The organism is Ignavibacteriales bacterium (assembly GCA_026390775.1).
Lineage (GTDB): Bacteria > Bacteroidota > Ignavibacteria > Ignavibacteriales > Melioribacteraceae > Fen-1258.
The window spans coordinates 221,382-240,631 of the sequence record JAPLFF010000007.1 but is presented as its reverse complement, the minus strand read 5'-3'; the positions used below and the strand labels follow the sequence as shown (position 1 = coordinate 240,631).

General features: G+C 35.0%; 23 protein-coding genes. 17 read left to right on the top strand and 6 right to left on the bottom strand.

The window, feature by feature from the left end; all coding sequences use genetic code 11:
- The first annotated feature begins 44 nt into the window (after positions 1 to 44).
- The 11 genes from NTZ27_06240 to NTZ27_06190 all read left to right on the top strand — a co-directional run bounded on the left by NTZ27_06240 (position 45) and on the right by NTZ27_06190 (position 10,104).
- Positions 45 to 689, top strand: a complete 645-nt coding sequence (locus NTZ27_06240) for a class II glutamine amidotransferase (GenBank protein ID MCX6174331.1) — start codon at positions 45 to 47, stop codon at positions 687 to 689.
- On the top strand, positions 680 to 1,471 hold the full coding sequence (locus tag NTZ27_06235) for a [LysW]-aminoadipate kinase (protein ID MCX6174330.1): 792 nt from the start codon (positions 680 to 682) through the stop codon (positions 1,469 to 1,471). The genes NTZ27_06240 and NTZ27_06235 overlap by 10 nt, the downstream gene beginning before the upstream one ends.
- Positions 1,468 to 2,622, top strand: coding sequence for an aspartate aminotransferase family protein (locus tag NTZ27_06230; GenBank protein MCX6174329.1), 1,155 nt, complete (start codon positions 1,468 to 1,470; stop codon positions 2,620 to 2,622). Before NTZ27_06235 ends, NTZ27_06230 begins: the two co-directional genes overlap by 4 nt.
- Positions 2,623 to 2,754: 132 nt before the next feature.
- Positions 2,755 to 3,123, top strand: a complete 369-nt coding sequence (locus NTZ27_06225; GenBank protein MCX6174328.1) for an NADH-quinone oxidoreductase subunit A — start codon at positions 2,755 to 2,757, stop codon at positions 3,121 to 3,123.
- Entirely contained in the window at positions 3,114 to 3,632 is a 519-nt protein-coding gene (locus tag NTZ27_06220; GenBank protein ID MCX6174327.1) for an NADH-quinone oxidoreductase subunit B, read from the top strand. The genes NTZ27_06225 and NTZ27_06220 overlap by 10 nt, the downstream gene beginning before the upstream one ends.
- A gap of 3 nt (positions 3,633 to 3,635) precedes the next feature.
- A complete protein-coding gene (locus tag NTZ27_06215) occupies positions 3,636 to 4,130 on the top strand; it encodes an NADH-quinone oxidoreductase subunit C (GenBank protein ID MCX6174326.1) in 495 nt (164 codons plus the stop codon).
- A gap of 1 nt (position 4,131) precedes the next feature.
- Positions 4,132 to 5,382, top strand: a complete 1,251-nt coding sequence (nuoD, locus tag NTZ27_06210) for an NADH dehydrogenase (quinone) subunit D (GenBank protein MCX6174325.1) — start codon at positions 4,132 to 4,134, stop codon at positions 5,380 to 5,382.
- 49 nt (positions 5,383 to 5,431) lie between these two features.
- Positions 5,432 to 5,905 carry an NAD(P)H-dependent oxidoreductase subunit E gene (locus tag NTZ27_06205; GenBank protein MCX6174324.1) on the top strand — a complete coding sequence of 158 codons (474 nt, stop codon included), beginning with the start codon at positions 5,432 to 5,434 and terminating at the stop codon, positions 5,903 to 5,905.
- Positions 5,905 to 7,227, top strand: a complete 1,323-nt coding sequence (gene nuoF / locus NTZ27_06200) for an NADH-quinone oxidoreductase subunit NuoF (GenBank protein MCX6174323.1) — start codon at positions 5,905 to 5,907, stop codon at positions 7,225 to 7,227. Before NTZ27_06205 ends, nuoF begins: the two co-directional genes overlap by 1 nt.
- A 73-nt stretch (positions 7,228 to 7,300) precedes the next feature.
- Positions 7,301 to 7,843, top strand: a complete 543-nt coding sequence (locus tag NTZ27_06195) for a hypothetical protein (protein ID MCX6174322.1) — start codon at positions 7,301 to 7,303, stop codon at positions 7,841 to 7,843.
- A gap of 128 nt (positions 7,844 to 7,971) precedes the next feature.
- A complete protein-coding gene (locus NTZ27_06190; GenBank protein MCX6174321.1) occupies positions 7,972 to 10,104 on the top strand; it encodes a TonB-dependent receptor in 2,133 nt (710 codons plus the stop codon).
- Between the two features lie 67 nt (positions 10,105 to 10,171).
- Here the strand turns inward: NTZ27_06190 and NTZ27_06185 are convergent, their stop codons facing one another.
- From NTZ27_06185 to NTZ27_06165, 5 genes are read right to left on the bottom strand one after another with little or no spacing between them, the layout of a single operon-like run.
- Positions 10,172 to 11,977: a M20/M25/M40 family metallo-hydrolase gene (locus tag NTZ27_06185; GenBank protein ID MCX6174320.1), complete on the bottom strand. Its 1,806-nt coding sequence runs from the start codon at positions 11,975 to 11,977 to the stop codon at positions 10,172 to 10,174.
- A 42-nt stretch (positions 11,978 to 12,019) separates the two neighbouring features.
- Positions 12,020 to 12,742, bottom strand: a complete 723-nt coding sequence (locus NTZ27_06180; GenBank protein ID MCX6174319.1) for an MBL fold metallo-hydrolase — start codon at positions 12,740 to 12,742, stop codon at positions 12,020 to 12,022.
- A 1-nt stretch (position 12,743) separates the two neighbouring features.
- Positions 12,744 to 14,777 (bottom strand): ferrous iron transporter B, encoded by a 2,034-nt coding sequence (locus NTZ27_06175; protein ID MCX6174318.1) that lies wholly within the window; start codon positions 14,775 to 14,777, stop codon positions 12,744 to 12,746.
- A gap of 8 nt (positions 14,778 to 14,785) precedes the next feature.
- Complete coding sequence (locus NTZ27_06170; protein ID MCX6174317.1) at positions 14,786 to 15,013, bottom strand: ferrous iron transport protein A; 228 nt, start codon at positions 15,011 to 15,013, stop codon at positions 14,786 to 14,788.
- The gene (locus NTZ27_06165; GenBank protein ID MCX6174316.1) at positions 15,003 to 15,458 is read right to left on the bottom strand and encodes a transcriptional repressor; all 456 of its coding nucleotides are present in this window, start codon (positions 15,456 to 15,458) and stop codon (positions 15,003 to 15,005) included. Before NTZ27_06165 ends, NTZ27_06170 begins: the two co-directional genes overlap by 11 nt.
- 200 nt (positions 15,459 to 15,658) lie before the next feature.
- On the opposite strand from NTZ27_06165, the gene NTZ27_06160 reads away from it, so the two are divergent.
- The 6 genes from NTZ27_06160 (at position 15,659) to NTZ27_06135 (ending at position 18,619) form a co-directional block, all read left to right on the top strand.
- The gene (locus NTZ27_06160; GenBank protein ID MCX6174315.1) at positions 15,659 to 15,862 is read left to right on the top strand and encodes a dodecin domain-containing protein; all 204 of its coding nucleotides are present in this window, start codon (positions 15,659 to 15,661) and stop codon (positions 15,860 to 15,862) included.
- A gap of 20 nt (positions 15,863 to 15,882) precedes the next feature.
- Entirely contained in the window at positions 15,883 to 16,365 is a 483-nt protein-coding gene (locus tag NTZ27_06155; protein MCX6174314.1) for a redoxin domain-containing protein, read from the top strand.
- A gap of 101 nt (positions 16,366 to 16,466) precedes the next feature.
- Positions 16,467 to 16,925 (top strand): thioredoxin-dependent thiol peroxidase, encoded by a 459-nt coding sequence (gene bcp / locus NTZ27_06150; GenBank protein MCX6174313.1) that lies wholly within the window; start codon positions 16,467 to 16,469, stop codon positions 16,923 to 16,925.
- A gap of 4 nt (positions 16,926 to 16,929) precedes the next feature.
- Positions 16,930 to 17,346: a 6-carboxytetrahydropterin synthase gene (locus NTZ27_06145; GenBank protein MCX6174312.1), complete on the top strand. Its 417-nt coding sequence runs from the start codon at positions 16,930 to 16,932 to the stop codon at positions 17,344 to 17,346.
- A complete protein-coding gene (folE, locus tag NTZ27_06140; GenBank protein MCX6174311.1) occupies positions 17,343 to 17,906 on the top strand; it encodes a GTP cyclohydrolase I FolE in 564 nt (187 codons plus the stop codon). Before NTZ27_06145 ends, folE begins: the two co-directional genes overlap by 4 nt.
- A complete protein-coding gene (locus tag NTZ27_06135) occupies positions 17,906 to 18,619 on the top strand; it encodes an SDR family oxidoreductase (protein ID MCX6174310.1) in 714 nt (237 codons plus the stop codon). Before folE ends, NTZ27_06135 begins: the two co-directional genes overlap by 1 nt.
- A 40-nt stretch (positions 18,620 to 18,659) precedes the next feature.
- On the opposite strand, the gene NTZ27_06130 is transcribed toward NTZ27_06135, so the two are convergent.
- On the bottom strand, positions 18,660 to 19,154 hold the full coding sequence (locus tag NTZ27_06130; protein ID MCX6174309.1) for a periplasmic heavy metal sensor: 495 nt from the start codon (positions 19,152 to 19,154) through the stop codon (positions 18,660 to 18,662).
- Positions 19,155 to 19,250 lie beyond the last annotated feature (96 nt).

Here is a 19,250-nt window from a genome sequence, read left to right as displayed (position 1 = left end):
CTATCGAGCACGAGCAAGAACATGATCAAGATAAAGATTAAAACATGTGCAGATTACTTTACGTTAATTCAAAAAATAAATTTTCATGTTCAGAGTATCTCAATAAGTTTTCAGAGATTTCCAAGAACAGTAAAGAATTTCAAGGACACGGCTGGGGATGTGCGTATTTTCAAAACGGGAAATGGAATTATTATAAAAATGTAAATCCTATTTGGGAAGATGATCTTTCACAATTCGGTGATTCAAATCGCTTGATTGCACATGCCAGAAGTGCATTCAAAGATGAAGGAATAGCTGTCGAAAATAATATGCCGTTCTATGATGACAAGTATATATTTATTTTCAACGGTGAACTAAAAGGTGTAAAAATTAAAGAAGAAGGGAAGATCGGCGCAGATAAAATCTTTAATTATATAAAAAGATTTGATAAAGGTAATATCAAGGACGCTTTAAGCAAAGGGACTGAGATAATTAAAAAGAAATCCAGTTATATCCGTGCGATGAATATTATTATGACTAACGATAAATCAGCGTATGTCTATTCTCATTTCAATGAAGATGAAGACTATTTTACGATGAAGCTTATAAAAAACGATAACATGTTAATTGTCTGTTCAGAAAAATTATCGAATGAAAATGATTGGATACCTATTCAGAATAATTCATTAACGGAGATTCCATGCTTTTAATTAAGATTGGCGGAGGGAAGGATTTAAATCTTGTTGGGATTGTAAAAGATTTAGCGGCACTTAACGAAAAATTTATTATTGTTCATGGTGCCAATGCTTTGCGTGATGATCTTGCAAAAAAACTTGGTATTGAAAAAAAAGTTATTACTTCGCTTTCCGGTTATGATTCTGTCTTTAGTGACGAGAATACAATTGATCTTGCTATGATGGCATATGCCGGTTTAAGGAATAAAAGAATAGTAGAATTATTTCAGAAGAATGGAGTTAATGCAGTTGGTCTTTCCGGTTTAGATGGCAAAGTTATACAGGGTAAACGAAATAGTGGTATCAAGGTCCGTGAAGGCGGGAAGACATTATTGTTAAGAGATTTTTCCGGTAAACCGAAGGCGATAAATAAGCAACTCTTAGATTTGTTGTTATATAATGGTTACACTCCTGTTCTTAGTGTTCCGTTGATTGATGAAAATAATTTCGCGATAAATTCCGAGAACGATGACATTATAGCTTTGCTTCAAAAAGAATTCAAGGCTGAAAAAATAATTTCTCTAATTGAAGCTCCGGGATTTTTATTAGACAAAAACGATCCTTCATCACTTGTCTCTAATATTTCAAAAGCTGAACTTGAAGTAATGGAACAAAAGGTGGAAGGAAGAATGAAAAGAAAAATTCTTGCTCTAAGAAAATTATTCGAGTCGGGAGATACAACTGTTATTCTTTCAGACGGCAGAACAGAAAATCCAATTAAAGATGCACTAAATGGAAAGGGAACAACAATACAATGAAAGATTACAAAGCAATCACCCAGCAATACGAAATTGATGTTTATCCGCGCCGCGATATTGTATTGGTAAAAGGTAAAGGAGCGCGAGTGTGGGACGATCAAGGCAATGAATATATCGACATGGCGGCGGGAATAAGTGTAGCAAATGTCGGACATGCTAATGATAAAGTTGTTGAAGCAATTTCTAAACAGGCTGCAACTCTTATTACTTGCCCAAATACTTTTTACAATGATACTAAAGCAATCTTTTTGGAAAAACTTTTCAGTATAGTACCTAAGAATTTAACTAAGACATTCCTAACGAACAGCGGAACCGAAGCAATTGAAGCGGCAATAAAGTTTGCACGTTTGAACACAAAGAAAACAAAATTCATTGCAGCAATGAAAGGCTTTCACGGCAGAACAATGGGTGCGTTAAGCGCAACTTATAAAAAAGAGTACCGCGAAGGATTTAAACCGCTTGTGCCGGGTTTCTCTTTCGTTCCTTTCAACAATTTTGAAAAGCTTGCAGAAGCCGTTGATGATGATACCGCAGGGATCATTCTAGAACCGATCCAGGGCGAAGGCGGAATTAATATTGGGCAGAAAGAATATTTCCAAAAAGTTAGACAGCTTTGCGATGAAAAAAATATTCTTCTGATTATTGATGAGATACAAACTGGATTCTGCAGAACCGGAAAAATGTTTGCGATTGAGTATCTAGAAATCGAAGCAGATATGATGACGCTTGCAAAATCAATCGCCGGCGGATTTCCGATGGGTGCATTACTTTGTTCTGATAAAATAACAGTTGAAAAAAGTAAACACGGCTCAACCTTTGGCGGCAACCCGCTTGCATGCGCCGCGGGAATAGCTGCAATAGATTTTATGCTTGAAAATAAATTGTGGGAACAAGCCGAAGCAAAAGGAAAATATTTCAAAGAGAAATTGGAAAAACATCCGCTCTCAAAAGTCCGTGAGATTAGAATCATCGGATTGATGATCGGCATAGAATTAAAAGATAAATCTCAGCCGGTAATACTTGAATTACTTAATCATAAAATACTTTCTTTACCTGCCGGAACAACTGTATTACGTATGCTACCGCCATTGGTAATTAGTTATGAAGACCTAGATACTGTGGTAGAAAAATTAATTGAAATTCTTACTTAAAAGTGTAGAGTTTAGAGTGTAGAGTATAAAATGGAATTTTACTCTACACTCGTTCATTCTACACTCTACATTCCGTTTTGCTTTATAACCCCAATTCGTTTATTTTTCCCGTGCAAAAAATGAAATATTTCTATGATATTTGATTACATACCTATTATTCTAGTAATAATTGTAGCTGCTGCTTTTGGAGGAATAGTTGTTTTTTCCTCAACTCTTTTTGGCCCACAGCGTCCCAATAAAATTAAAACAATGACTTATGAAAGCGGTAAAGATCCTGTTGGTTCAACACACGAAAGGATTTCGATTAAGTATTATCTTGTTACAATGATGTTCATCATTTTTGATATCGAAGTAATTTATGTTTATCCATGGGCGGTACAATTCAAAAAATTATTTGCCGATCTTGGAATTTTTGCTTTTATGCCAATGCTTATCTTCTTAATTGTACTTGAATTGGGATTTCTTTATGTCTATATGAAAGGCGGATTGAAATGGGATTAGAAGCGGTACTTCAAAAGGATGGATTTTTAACAACTACAATAGATGCAATAGTTGCGTGGTCTCGCAAAAGTTCGGTATGGCCAATGCCGATGGGAATTTCCTGCTGTGCAATTGAAATGATAGCTACTGCAGATCCTAAATATGATATAGCAAGATTTGGTTCCGAAGTAATGCGTTTTAGCCCGCGTCAATCCGATCTTATGATTGTAGCCGGAACCGTAACATATAAAATGGCTCAAGTTGTTAGAAGAATTTATGATCAAATGCCGGAACCAAAATGGGTTATTGCAATGGGCGCTTGTACTTCTTCCGGCGGAATGTACCGTTCATATAGCGTTGTGCAAGGGATAGATCAATTTCTTCCGGTTGATGTTTACACTGCCGGCTGTCCGCCTCGTCCGGAAAATTTATTAAATGCATTAATGACAATTCAAGATAAAATTGGAAAAACCAAAGCACGCGATTTTCAAAACAGATCACTTGCTGAACTTGAACACTCTCAAAACTGACCGATGAATACCAAAGAACTAATTGTTGAAAAAGTAAAAGAAAAATTTGGCGAATCCGTAGAAGAAGTTTCAGATTTTAGAGACGATCTCTGTATTACAATTAAGAAGGATCAGATTGTTAATCTTGGAAAGTTTTTGAAAGAAGATCCCGATCTTCAATTCATTATGTGTAAAGATGTAACTGCAATTGATTGGGCAACCCGCAAAAAAAGATTTACAACAGTTTACCACATCTATTCTTTCAAATTAAATTACTCGTTAAGACTTAAATCGAATATTGATGATGATCCTCCAACAATAGAAACTGTCTCATCTGTTTGGCAAAGTGCTAATTGGTATGAACGCGAGACGTGGGATATGTACGGAATTAAATTTATCAACCATCCCGATTTTAGAAGAATGTATATGCCCGAAGGATTTGAATACCACCCGTTGAGAAAAGATTTTCCTGTTCTGGGTATTCCCGGTTCATTGCCACTTCCTTTTAAAGCAGAATAGAATGGATAGAATTAAACAAATATATAATGACGAAAAACTTCTGAAGAAACTTCAAGAAGATCAAAACCTTACTATTGAAGATGTTCTTGAAAACGAAATGGTAATCAACATGGGTCCACAACATCCGGCAACTCACGGTGTACTTCGACTTGTGTTGCGTCTTGATGGTGAAACGGTTGTTGGAATTGTACCGGAACTTGGTTATCTGCATCGCGGTTATGAAAAGATGGCTGAGAACATGAGCTACATCGAATTTATTCCTCATACAGACCGTCTTGATTATACTGGAACTATGTGTAATAATGTTGGATACGTTCTTGCAGTAGAAAAACTTGCTGGAATCGAAGCACCAAAACGCGCACAATATATTCGAATGATAGTTTCTGAACTTTCAAGAATTGCGGCACACATGGTAGCAATTGGAACATTTGCAATGGATGTTGGAGCTGTAACTATGGTAATGTGGACATTCCGTGAACGTGAAAAGGTTAATAGTATTTTCGATAGAATTGCCGGTGCAAGATTTACTACAAGTTATACACGCATCGGTGGCGTTGCTTCAGATATTGATGATCAGTCAATTGCAGAAATTATAAAGTTTTTATCTGAGCTGGAACCAGCATTGGTTGAAATGGATAAGCTGTTGCTCTCTAATAGAATTTTTATTGACCGTCTTGAAGGAATTGGAATTCTTCCCAAGGAAGATGCAATTGCACTTGGTGTTACTGGTCCAAACTTACGTGCAAGTGGAGTCGAATATGATGTTCGTCGAGCGAAACCTTATTTATTTTACAACGAAATAGATTTTAAAATTCCAACTTTCTCTCAAGGTGATTGCCTTGCAAGATATTTCCAAAGGGGTGATGAAGTAAAAGAAAGCATAAAAATATTACGACAATGTTTGGATAAAATTCCACAAGGCGAAGTAATTGCAAACAATCCGAAGAAAGTTCTTCCACATAAAACAGAAATCTATTCCAAGATGGAAGAGCTAATTCATGATTTTATGATTATCAATTTTGGAATTAATCCTCCGGTTGGCGATACATATTTTTCTGTAGAGAACCCAAAAGGCGAGTTGGGATTTTATATTGTAAGTAATGGAAGCGGACAACCTTGGAAATTGAAAATTCACTCTCCTTCATTTTGCAATCTTCAAGCATTATCACAATTGTGCAAAGGAGCCATGGTTTCCGATGTTATCGCAATTATTGGAAGTCTTGATCCTGTAATGGGCGAAGCAGATAAATAAATTAAGAGTAAGATTAAGAGAAAGAGTAAGAACAAAGGTTTAGAGTAATATGCCATTTAAGTTTACTGAAGAAAGTATTAGACGAATAGAAGCGGCAAGGAAAAAATATCCTACCTCACTTGCTGCCGTTATGGATACTGTTCATATCGCTCAAGAACAGAATGGATTCATCAGCAATGAAGTAATGGAAGAGATTGCAAATGTTCTTGGTATTGATAAAGTAAATGTTCTAAGTGTTGTTACATTTTATACAATGTATCACACCAAACCGATGGGTAAATATCACATCCAAGTTTGTACCAATGTTTCATGTATGCTACGTGGCGCTTATGAAATTTGGGATGGTGTTAAAGATAAATTGGAACTTGATCACATGAAAGTTTCTCCGGATGGAAAATATTCTCTCGAGGAAGTTGAATGTATGGGCGCTTGCGGTTATGCGCCTATGATCGCTGTTAACGAAGATTATTTTGAAAATCTAAATAAAGAAAAAGTTTTTGAAATTTTGGATTCGCTCAAATAATGGAAAAAATAGTTTTACCACAAATAGAAAATTTCAATCAGATAGAAGTCTATCTTGCTAACGGTGGATTTGAATCTGCAAAAAAAGCATTTGCAAAAACTCCCGATGTAATTATTGATGAAGTAAAAAAATCCGGATTGCGGGGTAGAGGCGGTGCTGCATTTTCTGCCGGATTGAAGTGGAGTTTCATGCCGAAGACTACAGATAAGCCGAAGTATCTTTGCGTCAACGGCGACGAAAGCGAACCCGGTTCTTTTAAGGACAGACAAATTTTTGAAGACAATCCGTTTCAACTTATTGAAGGTGCAATCATAACAAGTTATGCAATCGGTGCTAAGGTTGCATATCTATACATCCGCGGTGAATATCATAAATGGATTAAGCTTATGCAGAAAGCTGTTGATGAAGCTTACTCTCGCGGATTTCTCGGTGAGAAGATGAAGGAAACATTTGGAATAAATTTTAGTTGTGATCTTTTCATTCATAAAGGTGCCGGTGCTTACATCTGCGGTGAAGAATCTTCCTTGATGAATTCCATTGAAGGACTGAGAGGTTATCCGCGCGTTAAACCGCCGTTTCCTGCGCAGCGTGGTTTGTGGGGTTGTCCAACCACTATCAATAATGTCGAAACAATTACAAACGTTCCTGCAATAATTAAAAACGGTTGGGAATGGTTCTCGAAAATCGGTGCACCAAAACATCCCGGTACAATTTTATTTGGTATAAGCGGACATGTTAACAAACCCGGTGTTTATGAATTACCATCAGGTGCTCTTCTAACTGATTTAATTTACAATGTAGCGGGAGGAGTTTCCAATAACAAAAAAATTAAATGTGTAATTCCGGGTGGTTCATCAATGCCGCCATTGCGTGGTGACCAACTAGAAGGTGTACGCATGGATGCAGAATCACTTAAGGAAGCGGGTTCTGCAATCGGCACCGGCGGAGTAATGGTGATGGATGAAGATACCAATCTTCTAAAAGTTCTAATCCGGATCGCTCATTTTTATCATCATGAAAGTTGTGGGCAATGCACTCCTTGTCGGGAAGGTACCGGTTGGATGGAAAAGATTCTGCATAGAATAGACGAAGGACATGGAACATCTGCAGATTTGGATTTACTTATAAGTGTTGCGAATAATATTGAAGGTAATACGATTTGCGCTCTTGGAGAAGCAGCGGCATGGCCTGTAAAGTTTATGATCACACGTTTCCGTGATGAATTTGAAAAATATGTGAATAAAAATATTTCCATTCCCGTTCCTAACAAAGTTCACTCGATGAGAGGAACCGCAGTTCCTTTAGCAGAAATACAAAAATAATTGAGAATGCAGGCGAATCTTTGGTTCGCCTTTATTATTTAATAACTGGTAAATCAATCTCAAAGATAGATAGATGACAAGAATTAGAAATATCATGTTTCTTTTAGTTGCCTTCATATTTGTGTTCAATTCGTTTGGATTCATTTATTATTTTTTGATCGAAAGAGAGAATGCAAAGGAAGAAGCATTTGAGGAAATAACTTTGTTAAAATCTAAAGATAAGATTGAAGTTCTTTCTATTTCTAAATCCGTGATCAATGAAGGCAAAGTTTTTCAACGTATCAATAAAAAGGAAATTAGATATGAAGGAAAGATGTATGATATTGTTAAGGAAGAAAAGCAGGCAGATAATATAATTTTTTATTGTGTTCATGACGAAAAAGAAGACAAACTTGAAAATGAGTTTGCCAACACTATTAACAAAAATCTGAACCAAAAAACTGTAACAAACACATTTATAAATTTTAATCATCTGATTCAGTATGCCGAATATGGAAGAGTGCCGGGAATTGAATCGCCAATTCAAAAAGTAAAATATTCAAACTATATGAATAATAATTACCATCTAAACACACCGCAAGTATTAACTCCGCCTCCAAAGTTTTCACTCATCTAAACAAAACTTTTAATTAAATCATTCCTCTTCTATCGTAACAAGAATGAAGTATTTTCTTTTTGCTTCAACTCGTTAAACAGGAATGATTATTAATCAAAAAAATAATATATGAATTTGGCGGAGTTTACATGAAAAGAATTATTCTTTTTATTCTTATATCAATTTCATTTGTACAAGCACAGCAAAAAACTCAAACAGACACTTTAACTTATGAGATGAAGCAAATTTCAGTTACTGCAACTCGCTATGCTGAAAATCTTTTGGAAATTCCTTACGCAGTTTCAATACTTCAATCGCAACAGTTGAAAAACTTACGCGGTTACGGATTGGATGAAGCTCTTTCTACAATTCCCGGAGTATTAGCGCAGTCAAGGTCGGGTAATCAAGATGTACGGCTTGTGATTCGCGGATTTGGAGCTCGTGGTGCCGGTGACAGATCTAATTCAGGTACATCACGAGGAATCCGTGTTATGGTTGATGGAATTCCCGAAACAGAACCTGATGGAAGAACTTCTTTCGATCAAATTGATTTGAGCATTGCCGATAACATAGAAGTAATACGCTCAAATGCTTCTGCAATTTGGGGCAATGCTGCCGGAGGAGTCGTAAATCTTTCTACTGTTCCTACAGGTATAGATGAAGGAATTTCATTGCGTTCTCTTGTGGGAAGTTTTGGATTCAATCAGCTCCAAGTGAAAGCTAATACCAATTTTCAGAACGGAAAGATTTTCTCATCACTCTCAAATAGTAATTTAGATGGTTGGAGAGATCATTCTTCTAGTTTTAGAACTCTATTTAATTTAGGATTGATTTCTAATCTTGGTGAAGCAACAAAACTCGGAGTATTTCTTTCGGGTGTCTCAAATACATTTCATATTCCCGGACCGTTAACGCAGAAACAATTCGACGCTGATCCTACTCAATCAAATCCAGCATACGAACAAAGAGATGAACGTCGTTTCAATCGCTTGGGTAAAATTGGAATTACTTTGAATCATGATTTTGATAATTCAAATGGTATTTCGGGAATGGTTTTTATAAATCCAAAATATTTACAGCGTTCGGAACGCGGGACCTTCCGAGATTTCACACGTTATCATGTCGGTGGAAATTTAATGTATAATAATTATTCCCAGCTTTCTTCTACAATACAAAATAAATTCGTAGTTGGAGCCGATGAAGCATACCAAGACGGTGCAATTTTATTTTACAGTTTGTCACCGACCAATTCGCGCGGTGATGTATTAAAGGATAATAAAAGGGAAGGGGCTAATACATTTGGTGCTTTTGTTCAAGATGAAATTCTCTTCAATGAAAAGTTGAGTATTATAGTTGGTGCACGATATGATAATATTACTTATTACAGTGAAAGTTTTATAACATCCGGATACGGATTACAGACAAAATCGTTTGAACATTTTACTCCAAAAGCTGGAATTACATATCGTTTATCTCCTACGCAAAGTTTGTATGCAAATTTAGGCGGAGGAATTGAAGTCCCGGCAGGAAATGAAACCGATCCCGCCGGTACATACGGACAAGATCTAATCTATTTATTAAATCCTTTACTTGATCCAATCATCTCTACTACTTATGAAGTCGGGACAAAACATTTAATAGCTCTTGAGAATAATGATCTGTTAAAATATTTATCCTATGACTTAGCTCTTTACTACATAGACGTAAAGAATGATATAATTCCGTATAGAGGCGGAAGATTTTATTTTACAGCCGGTAAGACTCGAAGAATGGGTATTGAACTAGGCACATCTGTTCAATTTACTCGTGGATTTTCATTCAATGGCGCTTTTACATTCTCGAGCAACAAGTACCAAGAATATTTTGTTGATTCGGTCCATTATGATTTGAACAAGGCAGGTAAGTTTGCTAATTACAAAGACAATAAAGTTGCCGGCATTCCGGATTTCTTTTATAATGTTGGATTAACATACGCACCTGTTGAACTGAACGGAGTTTTTGTTTCAGTTACATTAAATGGAATTGGAAAATATTTTGTTGATGATGCTAATACTTTATCGGTTCCATCGTTCAATGTCTTAAACACAACAATTGGATTGAACAAACCGATTAAGTTAATTGGTGATCTTTCGTTTACAGGATTTTTGACAATCAATAACCTATTTGATTTAAAATTTGTGTCGTCTGCTTTTATTAATCCGGATATTGTTAACAACGAAGCTGTGTACCTTGAACCCGGAATGCCGAGAAATGTAGTGTTGTCAGTTTCGTTTAGTTATTAATTACTACTTAGTTATATAAATAAAGAAAGGCGAATCAATTATGATTCGCCTTTCTGTTTACTGCGAACTATTTCGCAATCAATTCGACATTGAAAGTCATTTCTTTTCCATCTCGTTGGACAACAACATCAACTTTATCACCGGCTTTGTAATCTTGAACAGCATACATAAAATCATAAATATTGGCAACTGTTTTAGGACCAAATTTTACAATGATATCACCCGCTTTCATTCCGGCTTTAGCTGCAGGACTTCCTTCAGTTACTCCGGATAGTTTATAACCTGTTCCACTAAAGCCAAATTCAGGAATTGTTCCTACTGTAACGCGAGTTTTTCCTCCGTCACCGCCTCTTTGTGCGGGTTCTTCAACTTTAACATAATCCGGCCGTTTTTCTAAATTATCAACTGCAAGAGCAATATCAAAAACATAGTTAGCAACTTTAGCTTCGCCGTCGCAATTTATTTTTTCAGGTTTATCAGATGGTTTGTGATAATCCGAATGTGTTCCGGTAAAGAAAAAAAGAACCGGAATGTTTTTATTTGAGAATGCTTGATGATCACTGCCGCCCGATCCGCCATCGCTCATTCCTAATTTAAAACTGTAACTGTTTTTTTGATTTAACAATTCCTTCCACATTGAAGAAGTACCTGAACCAATGATGGTCAAACTATTTTCTTCATTCAAACGTCCGATCATATCCATGTTTAACATTGCATCAACATTTTTAATATCAACAGGAAAATTATTCGTCATGTAAGTTGAACCAAGAATTCCAAGTTCTTCACCGGAGAAAGCAACAAAGATTATACTGCGTTTCAATAGTCCTTGCATAGAGCCAAATTTTTCAGCGACTTCCAACACTCCTGTTGTACCGGATGCATTATCATCAGCGCCATTGTGAATTTGTTTGTCATTACCTTTATACATCGAAGATTCTTTAAGCTGATCAATTCCAAGATGATCGTAATGTGCGCCGATTACAATAAATTCATTTTTCAAAACCGGATCACTTCCTTCGATCATCCCCGCAACATTTCTTCCTTTCTTCTCAATTTCTTTTACTTCGGTTGAAAGAGAAACTTTGGCATTTTTAAATGCAAATGAAGATGGTTTTTTTAAAGCATCAATTTGTTTCTGGGCTTCGACGAAGCTCAGCCCATCAATCTTAAAAAGATCTTCTACAAAACTTCTTTTTACATGTTGAACAGAAATACCTTTCATTGCGGGTGCACCATCGTAGTGGAGTTCCATCAATTGATCATCATAGTTTTTGGGTGCGAATCCATTGACTAAGATAATTGCAACTGCACCTTTCTCTTTTGCTACTGTAGCTTTGTTTCTAAAGGAAGCATATTTATCAAACTCTGATCTGGAACTGTCATGTTCGGGATGATACCTCATAACAACTACGGTTTTTCCTTTAACATCAATACCTTCATAGTCATCGTAATTTAATTTAGGTGCGGAAATACCATATCCTGCAAAAACTAAATCTCCATTAATTTTTCCTTTTCCGGAATAGGCAACGGTTGTATAATCATTTCCGGTTTTAAGGTTTTGCTTTTTACCCTTTACGTCAAAAGAAAGGGAATTAGCTTTTGTCATTTCAACTCTTTCAATAAAAGGAAATTCTTGGAACCAATTTCCATTGAAAGCAGGTTTTAATCCGTAAAGTTGAAATTCACTTTTAATATAATCTCCTGCTATTCTTTCTTCAGGACTTCCGGTGAATCTTCCTTTCATTGCATCTGATGCGAGATAGAAGACGTTGGCTTTAATTTCTTCTGCAGTTATTTCAGGTCTGTGAATTTTATTTTGTGCTTGAATTGAAACGACAAATAGAATTATCAATAGAAATGAAATTCTCTTCATGATTTTCCTCTGTAGTTTAATATTGTGGTTGCCAAAATAATATTATTGGGGCACATGCACCAAGAAATATTCCTTAGCAGTTTTTCCGATTTGTGTTGCTTGTTTGATAGTCATGTGTAGATCAGAAGTCGAATCATCTTTAGCTCCAGCTTCAATAATTGCAAGATTTGAATCTTTCGCATTTTGGACTAAAGATTCGCAATAGGCAGTATCGCCGCCGTAACAAATTGATTTGCCGTCATAAATGAATTTAAATCCAAGAGATGGAATTAATTCTGATGAATTGCCGTCTTCCGATGGTTCTCTATGATTAACTTTGAATGGTTTGATCGTAACTGAATCGCGCTTAAAACTTTTCACCGAATCAATTGGTTTTAAATTTATTTGATAAGAAACTTCTTTGCTGTAAACTTTAATAAATGCGCGATAAATACTTTCGATCTCCTTACAGCCCTTTGGATAAAAAATATTGAGCGGGCTTTTTTTCCTCATAACAGATAAATATGTAAGAAGCGACCAAACGCCTCCAACATGATCGTGATGACCATGGCTGATGAAAATATCGGAAACTTTTAGAATTATAACAGCACCAACATCTTTATTAAGATCGCGCAAAATTCCATCGCCCGGATCAGCAATAAATGTTACTCTGTCGGTTGTAATTAATATTCCTGTTGCTATGTTAGGAATAGAACAGTAAATCTTTATGAAGAAATCTTCTTTGCGCCAAATTATTGGATATTTTTGATATTCGTTTTTTTTCATATCAGATTACTATTTGTGCAACGATTCCACCGACTAAAAAAGCAGCGATCCAAGTTCCAAACCATATCATCATTCCTTCTTTCCAACCTCTTTCTTTAAGCATAACAACGAACGAAGCGATACACGGAACGAAAAGAGTAATTGTAATAATTGAAACTGTCTTTTGCATTATTGATAAATTCATATGGAAAAGTCCAGCCGCACCAAAATCTCTACGAACCATTCCCATTACAAAAGCATTTGCGGCTTCTTTAGGAAGCTTTAACCATGTTGTTGTAAAAGGTGCTAAAACATCCTGCCAAACTTTTAACATTCCGCTTATTTCCATAATACCAACTGCAAGTGCACCGATAAAAAACCAAAAGCTAGCTTCTTTCATGAAACCAAAACTTCTAAAAAAAGTTTTTTTGAAAACATTACTCATTCTTGGAAAACGAATCATGGGAAGATCAATTAATAGGGGAGAACTTTCGCCGGGAAGCATTTTATTTAAGACAGTTGAAAGAACAATAAGAACAGTTGAAATAACTGAGATATAAAGCATCATCGGTGCAAATCCGGCTCCGCTTAGAAGAGCAGCGATTACAGCTAATTGTGCTGAGCACGGAATTACAAATTGAAGAATTGCTGTAACAATTGATTTTTCTCTTTCTGTTCCAAGCATACGTGTAGTAATATTTGCCATTGTAATACAACCGAAACCAAGCATTATCGGAATTACAGCTTTACCATTTAAACCGATTTTATTAAATGAACGATCAAGCATAGTTGCAAGACGAGGAAGGTAACCACTGTCTTCTAATAAAGCCATTACAAAATAAAATCCAATTACTAATGGTAGAAGTAAAAACAGTAAGTAAGTTACTGTCATTGTTATAACACCAAATTCACCGAAGAAAAGTTTTACAAATGGATTTTGAAAATAAAAATTCGTCCGTGCGTTTTTTTGTTTCGATAATTCAGAGAATTCTTTTTGAAGAGTCGGATTAGCACTTATACCGGAAGGGAAGTTGAAAGTTTTTTTGCCGATCTCAATATTGTTACCATCAAAAATTGTTACGTCAACATTTACAGGAGTGTAATTTCCTGAAAACGATTTAATATTATATTCGAAAAAATCTTTACCAATTTTATTTTCTGTAAAATTAACAATCCTTTGAGAAACCAAATCGCCAATGAAAAAGTACATTAGAACAAGCATAAACAGTAAGATTGGTATGCCGGTCACTGGATTTAAACATAATCTGCCAAGCTGATTGAAGATCTCTCCCTTTTTTGAATCTTCATATTCAACAAGATCCACAATCTCATTTACACGATTTCTTCTGCTGATGTAAATTCTTTCGCGTTCATCTGCGGTGCCGCACAATACATTATTTTTTTGTGCAATCGCTTCGTCGCCTTCTAATATTAAAAGTGAATCGGATTGAGGGACCGATCTTTCCATTTCCTGATTTAGTAAAAAATGAAGATCGAGTTCTTGCTTACCAACTCTTGCAGATTTAACTGCCTCTCCGAGTTTATCAAATCCTAATTTATCAACTGCAGCAGTCTGGTAAACTTCAACGCCAAGTAAGTCGGAAAGTTTTTTAGTATCAATTTTAATTTTTCTTTTCTTGAGTTCATCGCTGAAATTTAAAAGTACTGAAACCTTTTTTCCCATATCAATTAATTGAAGAGTGAGAAAAAGATCACGATCGAGATTAAGAGTATTGACTACATTAAGAATTATATCAGCGGAAAGAATTATATCGCGCGCTACTTTTTCTTCATCATTAAACGAACCGACACCGTATATTCCCGGTGTATCAAAAACATCATTACCTTGAAAATGACTTTTTGTTATTGATACTGTCGTGCCGGGGAAATTGGAAACATCAACATACATACCGCTCATGAAATTAAAGAAACAAGATTTACCCACATTCGGATTGCCAACGAGGACAACTTTCTGAAGTTTTTCAGGCTCAATGAAAGTTTTTAAGGGTGAGACTATTTTATCATTTTCAAGATTAACTACATTATCTGTTTTCATAAACTTTCTTACTGAATAAGTACGTGAATTTTTTTCGCGAGATCAAATCCTACTGCAATTTCTTGCCTATTTTTTTGAACCACGATTGTTCCTCCGGGAAGACGTTGTATACATTTCAATGTATCTCCTTCAGAGATTCCAAGTCGTATCAATTGAGATTTAATATTTCCGGATGGTAGTTTAACTACAGTAATAGGATTTCCCTTTTTAGCTTTATCTAATGTGCTATTTGGCATTTTTGTTTTGACCGCAATTAGGATTAGTGCATTTTCCAAAAATGTTAAATGAATAACCTGTAGAATCAAAGCCGATCTCAGATGAAATTTCTTTAACTATTTTTTGAATTTTTGGTTCTGAAAATTCTTTGATAGCTCCGCAATTAGTACAAATTAAATGATCGTGACTTGTCTTTCCGACATTAGATTCATAACGAGTTTTGTTCTCTCCGAAATTTCTTTTTGAGAGAAGCTCACATTGAGCTAAAAGTTCAAGCGTATTGTAAACCGTTGCACGGGAAATATTGGAATCACTACTCTTCATCTTAATGTACAATTCATCCGCTCCAAAATGTCCTTCATAATCCATTGCAAAGTCAAGAACTTCAAAGCGTTCCGGTGTAACCCGATTGTCACCTCGTTTTAGAAATCGTCTGAATTGTTCGTGTGCTTGTTCTATTTCCACTTAAACCAACCATTATTTAGATTTAGTCTATATAAAAATAGAAACTGCTACCATGAAAAGCAAAAAAATAATGATTCATAAAAGAGAAACGTTATTGAGGATCACTTTCTTTAATCTTACTTCCTAATAAGCTATTTTAATTTCAAGAATTATTCACTTATTAATTGAATTGAACTTTTTAATCAAATAATGAGGTTAATATGTCAAAGACGTTCGAAGTAATAGACAGAGTTGGAATTTCAACAGAAGGAGTTACTGAAGCAATTAAAGAAATTGTTCTTGAAGCTAACTCAGAAATAAAAGTGGGTTGGTTTGAAGTTGTGGAACAAAGAGGCAGAGTAACTTCAGAAGGAAAAGTTGAATTCCAGGTTAAAGTTCGAATTGGCAGAAAACTTAAAGAATAATCTCACGAAAGGAGAATTATATGTCATTGAAAGTAGGAGATGTTGCACCAAATTTTAGTTTAAAGAATACAAATAATGAATCCGTTTCGTTATCTGACTTTAAAGGAAAGAAGAACGTGGTTATACTTTTTTTCCCGGCTGTAGGAACTTCAGTTTGCGAAAAAGAGCTTTGCTCAACCAGAGATGGGATGAAAGATTATGAAAATCTGGATGCTCAAGTTTTAGCAATTAGCGTTGATGGTCCATTCGCACAAAAACTTTGGACAGACAAACATCAATTTAACTTTCCTGTTCTCAGCGATTTTAATAAAGAAGTATCACCTGCGTATGGATCATTTTATGATGTTTGGCTTCCTGGCAAGTGGGATTTGAAAGGTGTCTCCAAGAGATCAGCATTCGTTGTTGATAAGAAGGGAGTTATCCAATATGCTGAAGTTTTAGAGGTTGCCGGTAATGAACCGAACTATGCAACGATTCAAGAAACATTAAAAAAATTATTATAATTAAGTTAATCGTTTTTACGGGATGGAATAAATTAGTCCTCTACTTTTTATTTAGATTGTTTAGAGAAAGCAGTTTAATATAAATTCTTAATGGAGAAAAAATGTTAGAGGTCGGGAAAAAAGCACCTTCGTTTTCATTACTGGATTCAAATGGAGTAAAGGTATCTCTCAATGATTTCAAGGGATGGAAAGTTGTTCTCTATTTTTATCCGAAAGATATGACATCAGGCTGCACAAAAGAAGCGTGCGATTTTAGAGATATTTTTCCAAACTTCAAGAGAATAAAAACAGTTGTTATTGGAATAAGTGCCGATTCTGTAGAATCACACAAAAAGTTTGAGAGTAAATACAATCTTCCCTTCACACTTTTAAGTGGTGAGAAAAAAGAAGTTGTTTCTAAATATGGAGTCTGGAAAGAAAAAAGTATGTACGGTAGAAAATATATGGGGATTGAACGTACAACATTTATTATTGATGAAAATGGTTTAATTAAAAAAATATTCCCAAAAGTTAAAGTAGTGGGACATGTTGAAGAAGTATTGAAAGCACTCAAAGGATAGTGAAATGATTTTCGTAACAAGGCGAGAAACTTTTAGTGCATCGCACCGGTTATTTAATCCAAATTTTTCCAATGAAGAAAATGATCGGCTATTCGGCAAATGCAACAACTTAAACGGTCACGGACATAATTATATTTTAGAAGTTGTAGTAGCAGGTGAAGTTGATCCGAATACCGGTTATGTAATAGATCTTAAAGTTCTAAAAGAAATAATTAAAAAAAATGTGATAAGTAAAGTAGATCATAAAAATTTGAATCTCGATGTTGGTTTCCTAAAAGGGAAGATACCGACCGCTGAGAACATAGCTATAGGCATTTGGTATCAATTAGTTGATAAACTACCGTCCGGTAAACTTTACTCGATTAAACTTTATGAGACTGAAAATAATTTTGTTGAATATAAAGGAAAGGCGATCAATTGAATTACGAAATAATTGAAAAATATGTCAAGAATCTTCTTGATGAAGTTGGTGAAAATTCAGAACGAGAAGGATTAAAAAAAACACCACATCGTGTTGCCAAAGCGTATGAATTCTTTACTCAAGGTTATAAAAAAGATATTAATAAAATTCTTAATGGTGCAATTTTTACTGAGAAATACGACGAAATGGTTATTGTAAAGGATATTGATTTTTACAGTATGTGCGAACATCATTTGCTTCCATTCTATGGAAAAATCCACATTGCTTATATACCGAATGGAAAGATAGTCGGGTTGAGTAAAATACCAAGGATAGTTGATATGTATGCACAACGGCTGCAAGTACAAGAAAGAATGACACAGGAAATTGCAGATACGATTGAACAGTATCTTAATCCCCGCGGCGTTGCAGTTGTTGCTGAAGGTTATCATATGTGTATGATGATGCGCGGTGTACAAAAACAAAACTCCATAACTACTACAAGTGCGATGCATGGAATTTTTACTGAAGATGCCCGAACACGTAGTGAATTTCTAAATCTTATTTCAAAAAAGATTTGATGGCTGACAAAAAAAAAATAGTTTGGATAACCGGTGCAAGTTCAGGAATTGGTAAAGCGCTTACATTTGAGTTTACCAGAAATAATATATTTGTTATCGGAACAGCTAGACGGTTAGAATTACTAAACAGAATAAAAAAAGAATTAGCTGATTACGGAAATAATTTTGAACCCCATCAGTTGGATGTAACTAATTATGCTGCAATAGATAAATTCCACAAAAATATTCTATCCCATTATAAAATTGATTGTCTGATTAATAATGCTGGTACGACATCATTCAAAAAGGCTGTAGATGATTCAATTGCCGATATTGAAAATATTTTACGTGTAAATTTATTTGGCGGCATTTACACAATTAAAACAGTTTTACCTGGAATGATTAAAAGACAATCCGGAACAATAATTAATATTTTATCTATGGTTACTCAAAAAGTATTTACTTCCAGCAGTGCATACACAGCTTCAAAATCCGGATTGCTGGGTTATGCAAAAGTTTTACGTGAAGAAGTTCGTGATAAAAATATTAGAGTAATAAATGTTTTACCCGGTGCAACTTCAACAGAAATGTGGTCGAACGAAATAAGAAACAAACATAATGATTCAATGATGAATGCTGATGATGTAGCTAAGTTTGTGTTTAGGATTTTTTCTGAAAAAAGTAATATGGTTGTTGAGGATATTATTTTGCGTCCGGCTAAGGGTGACTTGTAATTTTAAAATAAAAAACCCCGCAAAAGCGGGGTTTGCCATTTTAGAAATTGCGATTCATTCGCATTGGTCTTCGATTCATCATGAAATTTTTAATCTTACCTTTTATTCTTTCTCTTATTGCTTGCGGATTAGTCATTTGTAAAATATGTTTAGACCAAATAGCTTTCTGCTCATCGTTAAGTAATTTATAAATTTCAAACCAATTCCTAACTGCAGAACTTTTCAAATTACCCTGAAGTTTACTATTCTCATCAGTTAATTGGAAAAGATTTTTCTCATCAATCTTATTGTCTTTAACCATTCTTTCCAACTCAAGACGATTTTTTTGTATCTTAGCATGAATATCAACTGCATCTTGTTTATGCTGATATGTAAGATCATCAAATTTTTTCTCTTGTTCCGCAGTTAATTTTAACAGCATTTTAATACCGCCTTCTCTTTGTCCCATTGGTGGCTCGTCTTGCCTCTGCTGCGAAAAGAGCGAAAAATTTGTTAGAAAAATTAAACTGAGTATTAAAAACCATTGCTTTTTCATTATAACTTCTTTTTTTTGTTATGAATTATTTCTTTTGCAATTTTGACAGTAGTTTTAATTCTTTGGTTTAATAAATTCTCATTAAACCACATTTAA

What these genes read in the sequence shown, in the direction of transcription:
- NTZ27_06180 (MCX6174319.1), bottom strand. Translation starts at nt 12,742, where the DNA reads ATGAAAAAAAACGAATATCAAAAATATCCAATAATTTGGCGCAAAGAA.
- NTZ27_06145 (MCX6174312.1), top strand. Translation starts at nt 16,930, where the DNA reads ATGATTTTCGTAACAAGGCGAGAAACTTTTAGTGCATCGCACCGGTTA.
- NTZ27_06185 (MCX6174320.1), bottom strand. Translation starts at nt 11,977, where the DNA reads ATGAAGAGAATTTCATTTCTATTGATAATTCTATTTGTCGTTTCAATT.
- bcp (MCX6174313.1), top strand. Translation starts at nt 16,467, where the DNA reads ATGTTAGAGGTCGGGAAAAAAGCACCTTCGTTTTCATTACTGGATTCA.
- NTZ27_06225 (MCX6174328.1), top strand. Translation starts at nt 2,755, where the DNA reads ATGATATTTGATTACATACCTATTATTCTAGTAATAATTGTAGCTGCT.
- NTZ27_06130 (MCX6174309.1), bottom strand. Translation starts at nt 19,154, where the DNA reads ATGAAAAAGCAATGGTTTTTAATACTCAGTTTAATTTTTCTAACAAAT.
- nuoD (MCX6174325.1), top strand. Translation starts at nt 4,132, where the DNA reads ATGGATAGAATTAAACAAATATATAATGACGAAAAACTTCTGAAGAAA.
- NTZ27_06195 (MCX6174322.1), top strand. Translation starts at nt 7,301, where the DNA reads ATGACAAGAATTAGAAATATCATGTTTCTTTTAGTTGCCTTCATATTT.
- NTZ27_06220 (MCX6174327.1), top strand. Translation starts at nt 3,114, where the DNA reads ATGGGATTAGAAGCGGTACTTCAAAAGGATGGATTTTTAACAACTACA.
- NTZ27_06170 (MCX6174317.1), bottom strand. Translation starts at nt 15,013, where the DNA reads ATGCCAAATAGCACATTAGATAAAGCTAAAAAGGGAAATCCTATTACT.
- NTZ27_06175 (MCX6174318.1), bottom strand. Translation starts at nt 14,777, where the DNA reads ATGAAAACAGATAATGTAGTTAATCTTGAAAATGATAAAATAGTCTCA.
- NTZ27_06230 (MCX6174329.1), top strand. Translation starts at nt 1,468, where the DNA reads ATGAAAGATTACAAAGCAATCACCCAGCAATACGAAATTGATGTTTAT.
- NTZ27_06205 (MCX6174324.1), top strand. Translation starts at nt 5,432, where the DNA reads ATGCCATTTAAGTTTACTGAAGAAAGTATTAGACGAATAGAAGCGGCA.
- nuoF (MCX6174323.1), top strand. Translation starts at nt 5,905, where the DNA reads ATGGAAAAAATAGTTTTACCACAAATAGAAAATTTCAATCAGATAGAA.
- NTZ27_06190 (MCX6174321.1), top strand. Translation starts at nt 7,972, where the DNA reads ATGAAAAGAATTATTCTTTTTATTCTTATATCAATTTCATTTGTACAA.
- NTZ27_06240 (MCX6174331.1), top strand. Translation starts at nt 45, where the DNA reads ATGTGCAGATTACTTTACGTTAATTCAAAAAATAAATTTTCATGTTCA.
- NTZ27_06160 (MCX6174315.1), top strand. Translation starts at nt 15,659, where the DNA reads ATGTCAAAGACGTTCGAAGTAATAGACAGAGTTGGAATTTCAACAGAA.
- NTZ27_06215 (MCX6174326.1), top strand. Translation starts at nt 3,636, where the DNA reads ATGAATACCAAAGAACTAATTGTTGAAAAAGTAAAAGAAAAATTTGGC.
- NTZ27_06135 (MCX6174310.1), top strand. Translation starts at nt 17,906, where the DNA reads ATGGCTGACAAAAAAAAAATAGTTTGGATAACCGGTGCAAGTTCAGGA.
- NTZ27_06235 (MCX6174330.1), top strand. Translation starts at nt 680, where the DNA reads ATGCTTTTAATTAAGATTGGCGGAGGGAAGGATTTAAATCTTGTTGGG.
- NTZ27_06155 (MCX6174314.1), top strand. Translation starts at nt 15,883, where the DNA reads ATGTCATTGAAAGTAGGAGATGTTGCACCAAATTTTAGTTTAAAGAAT.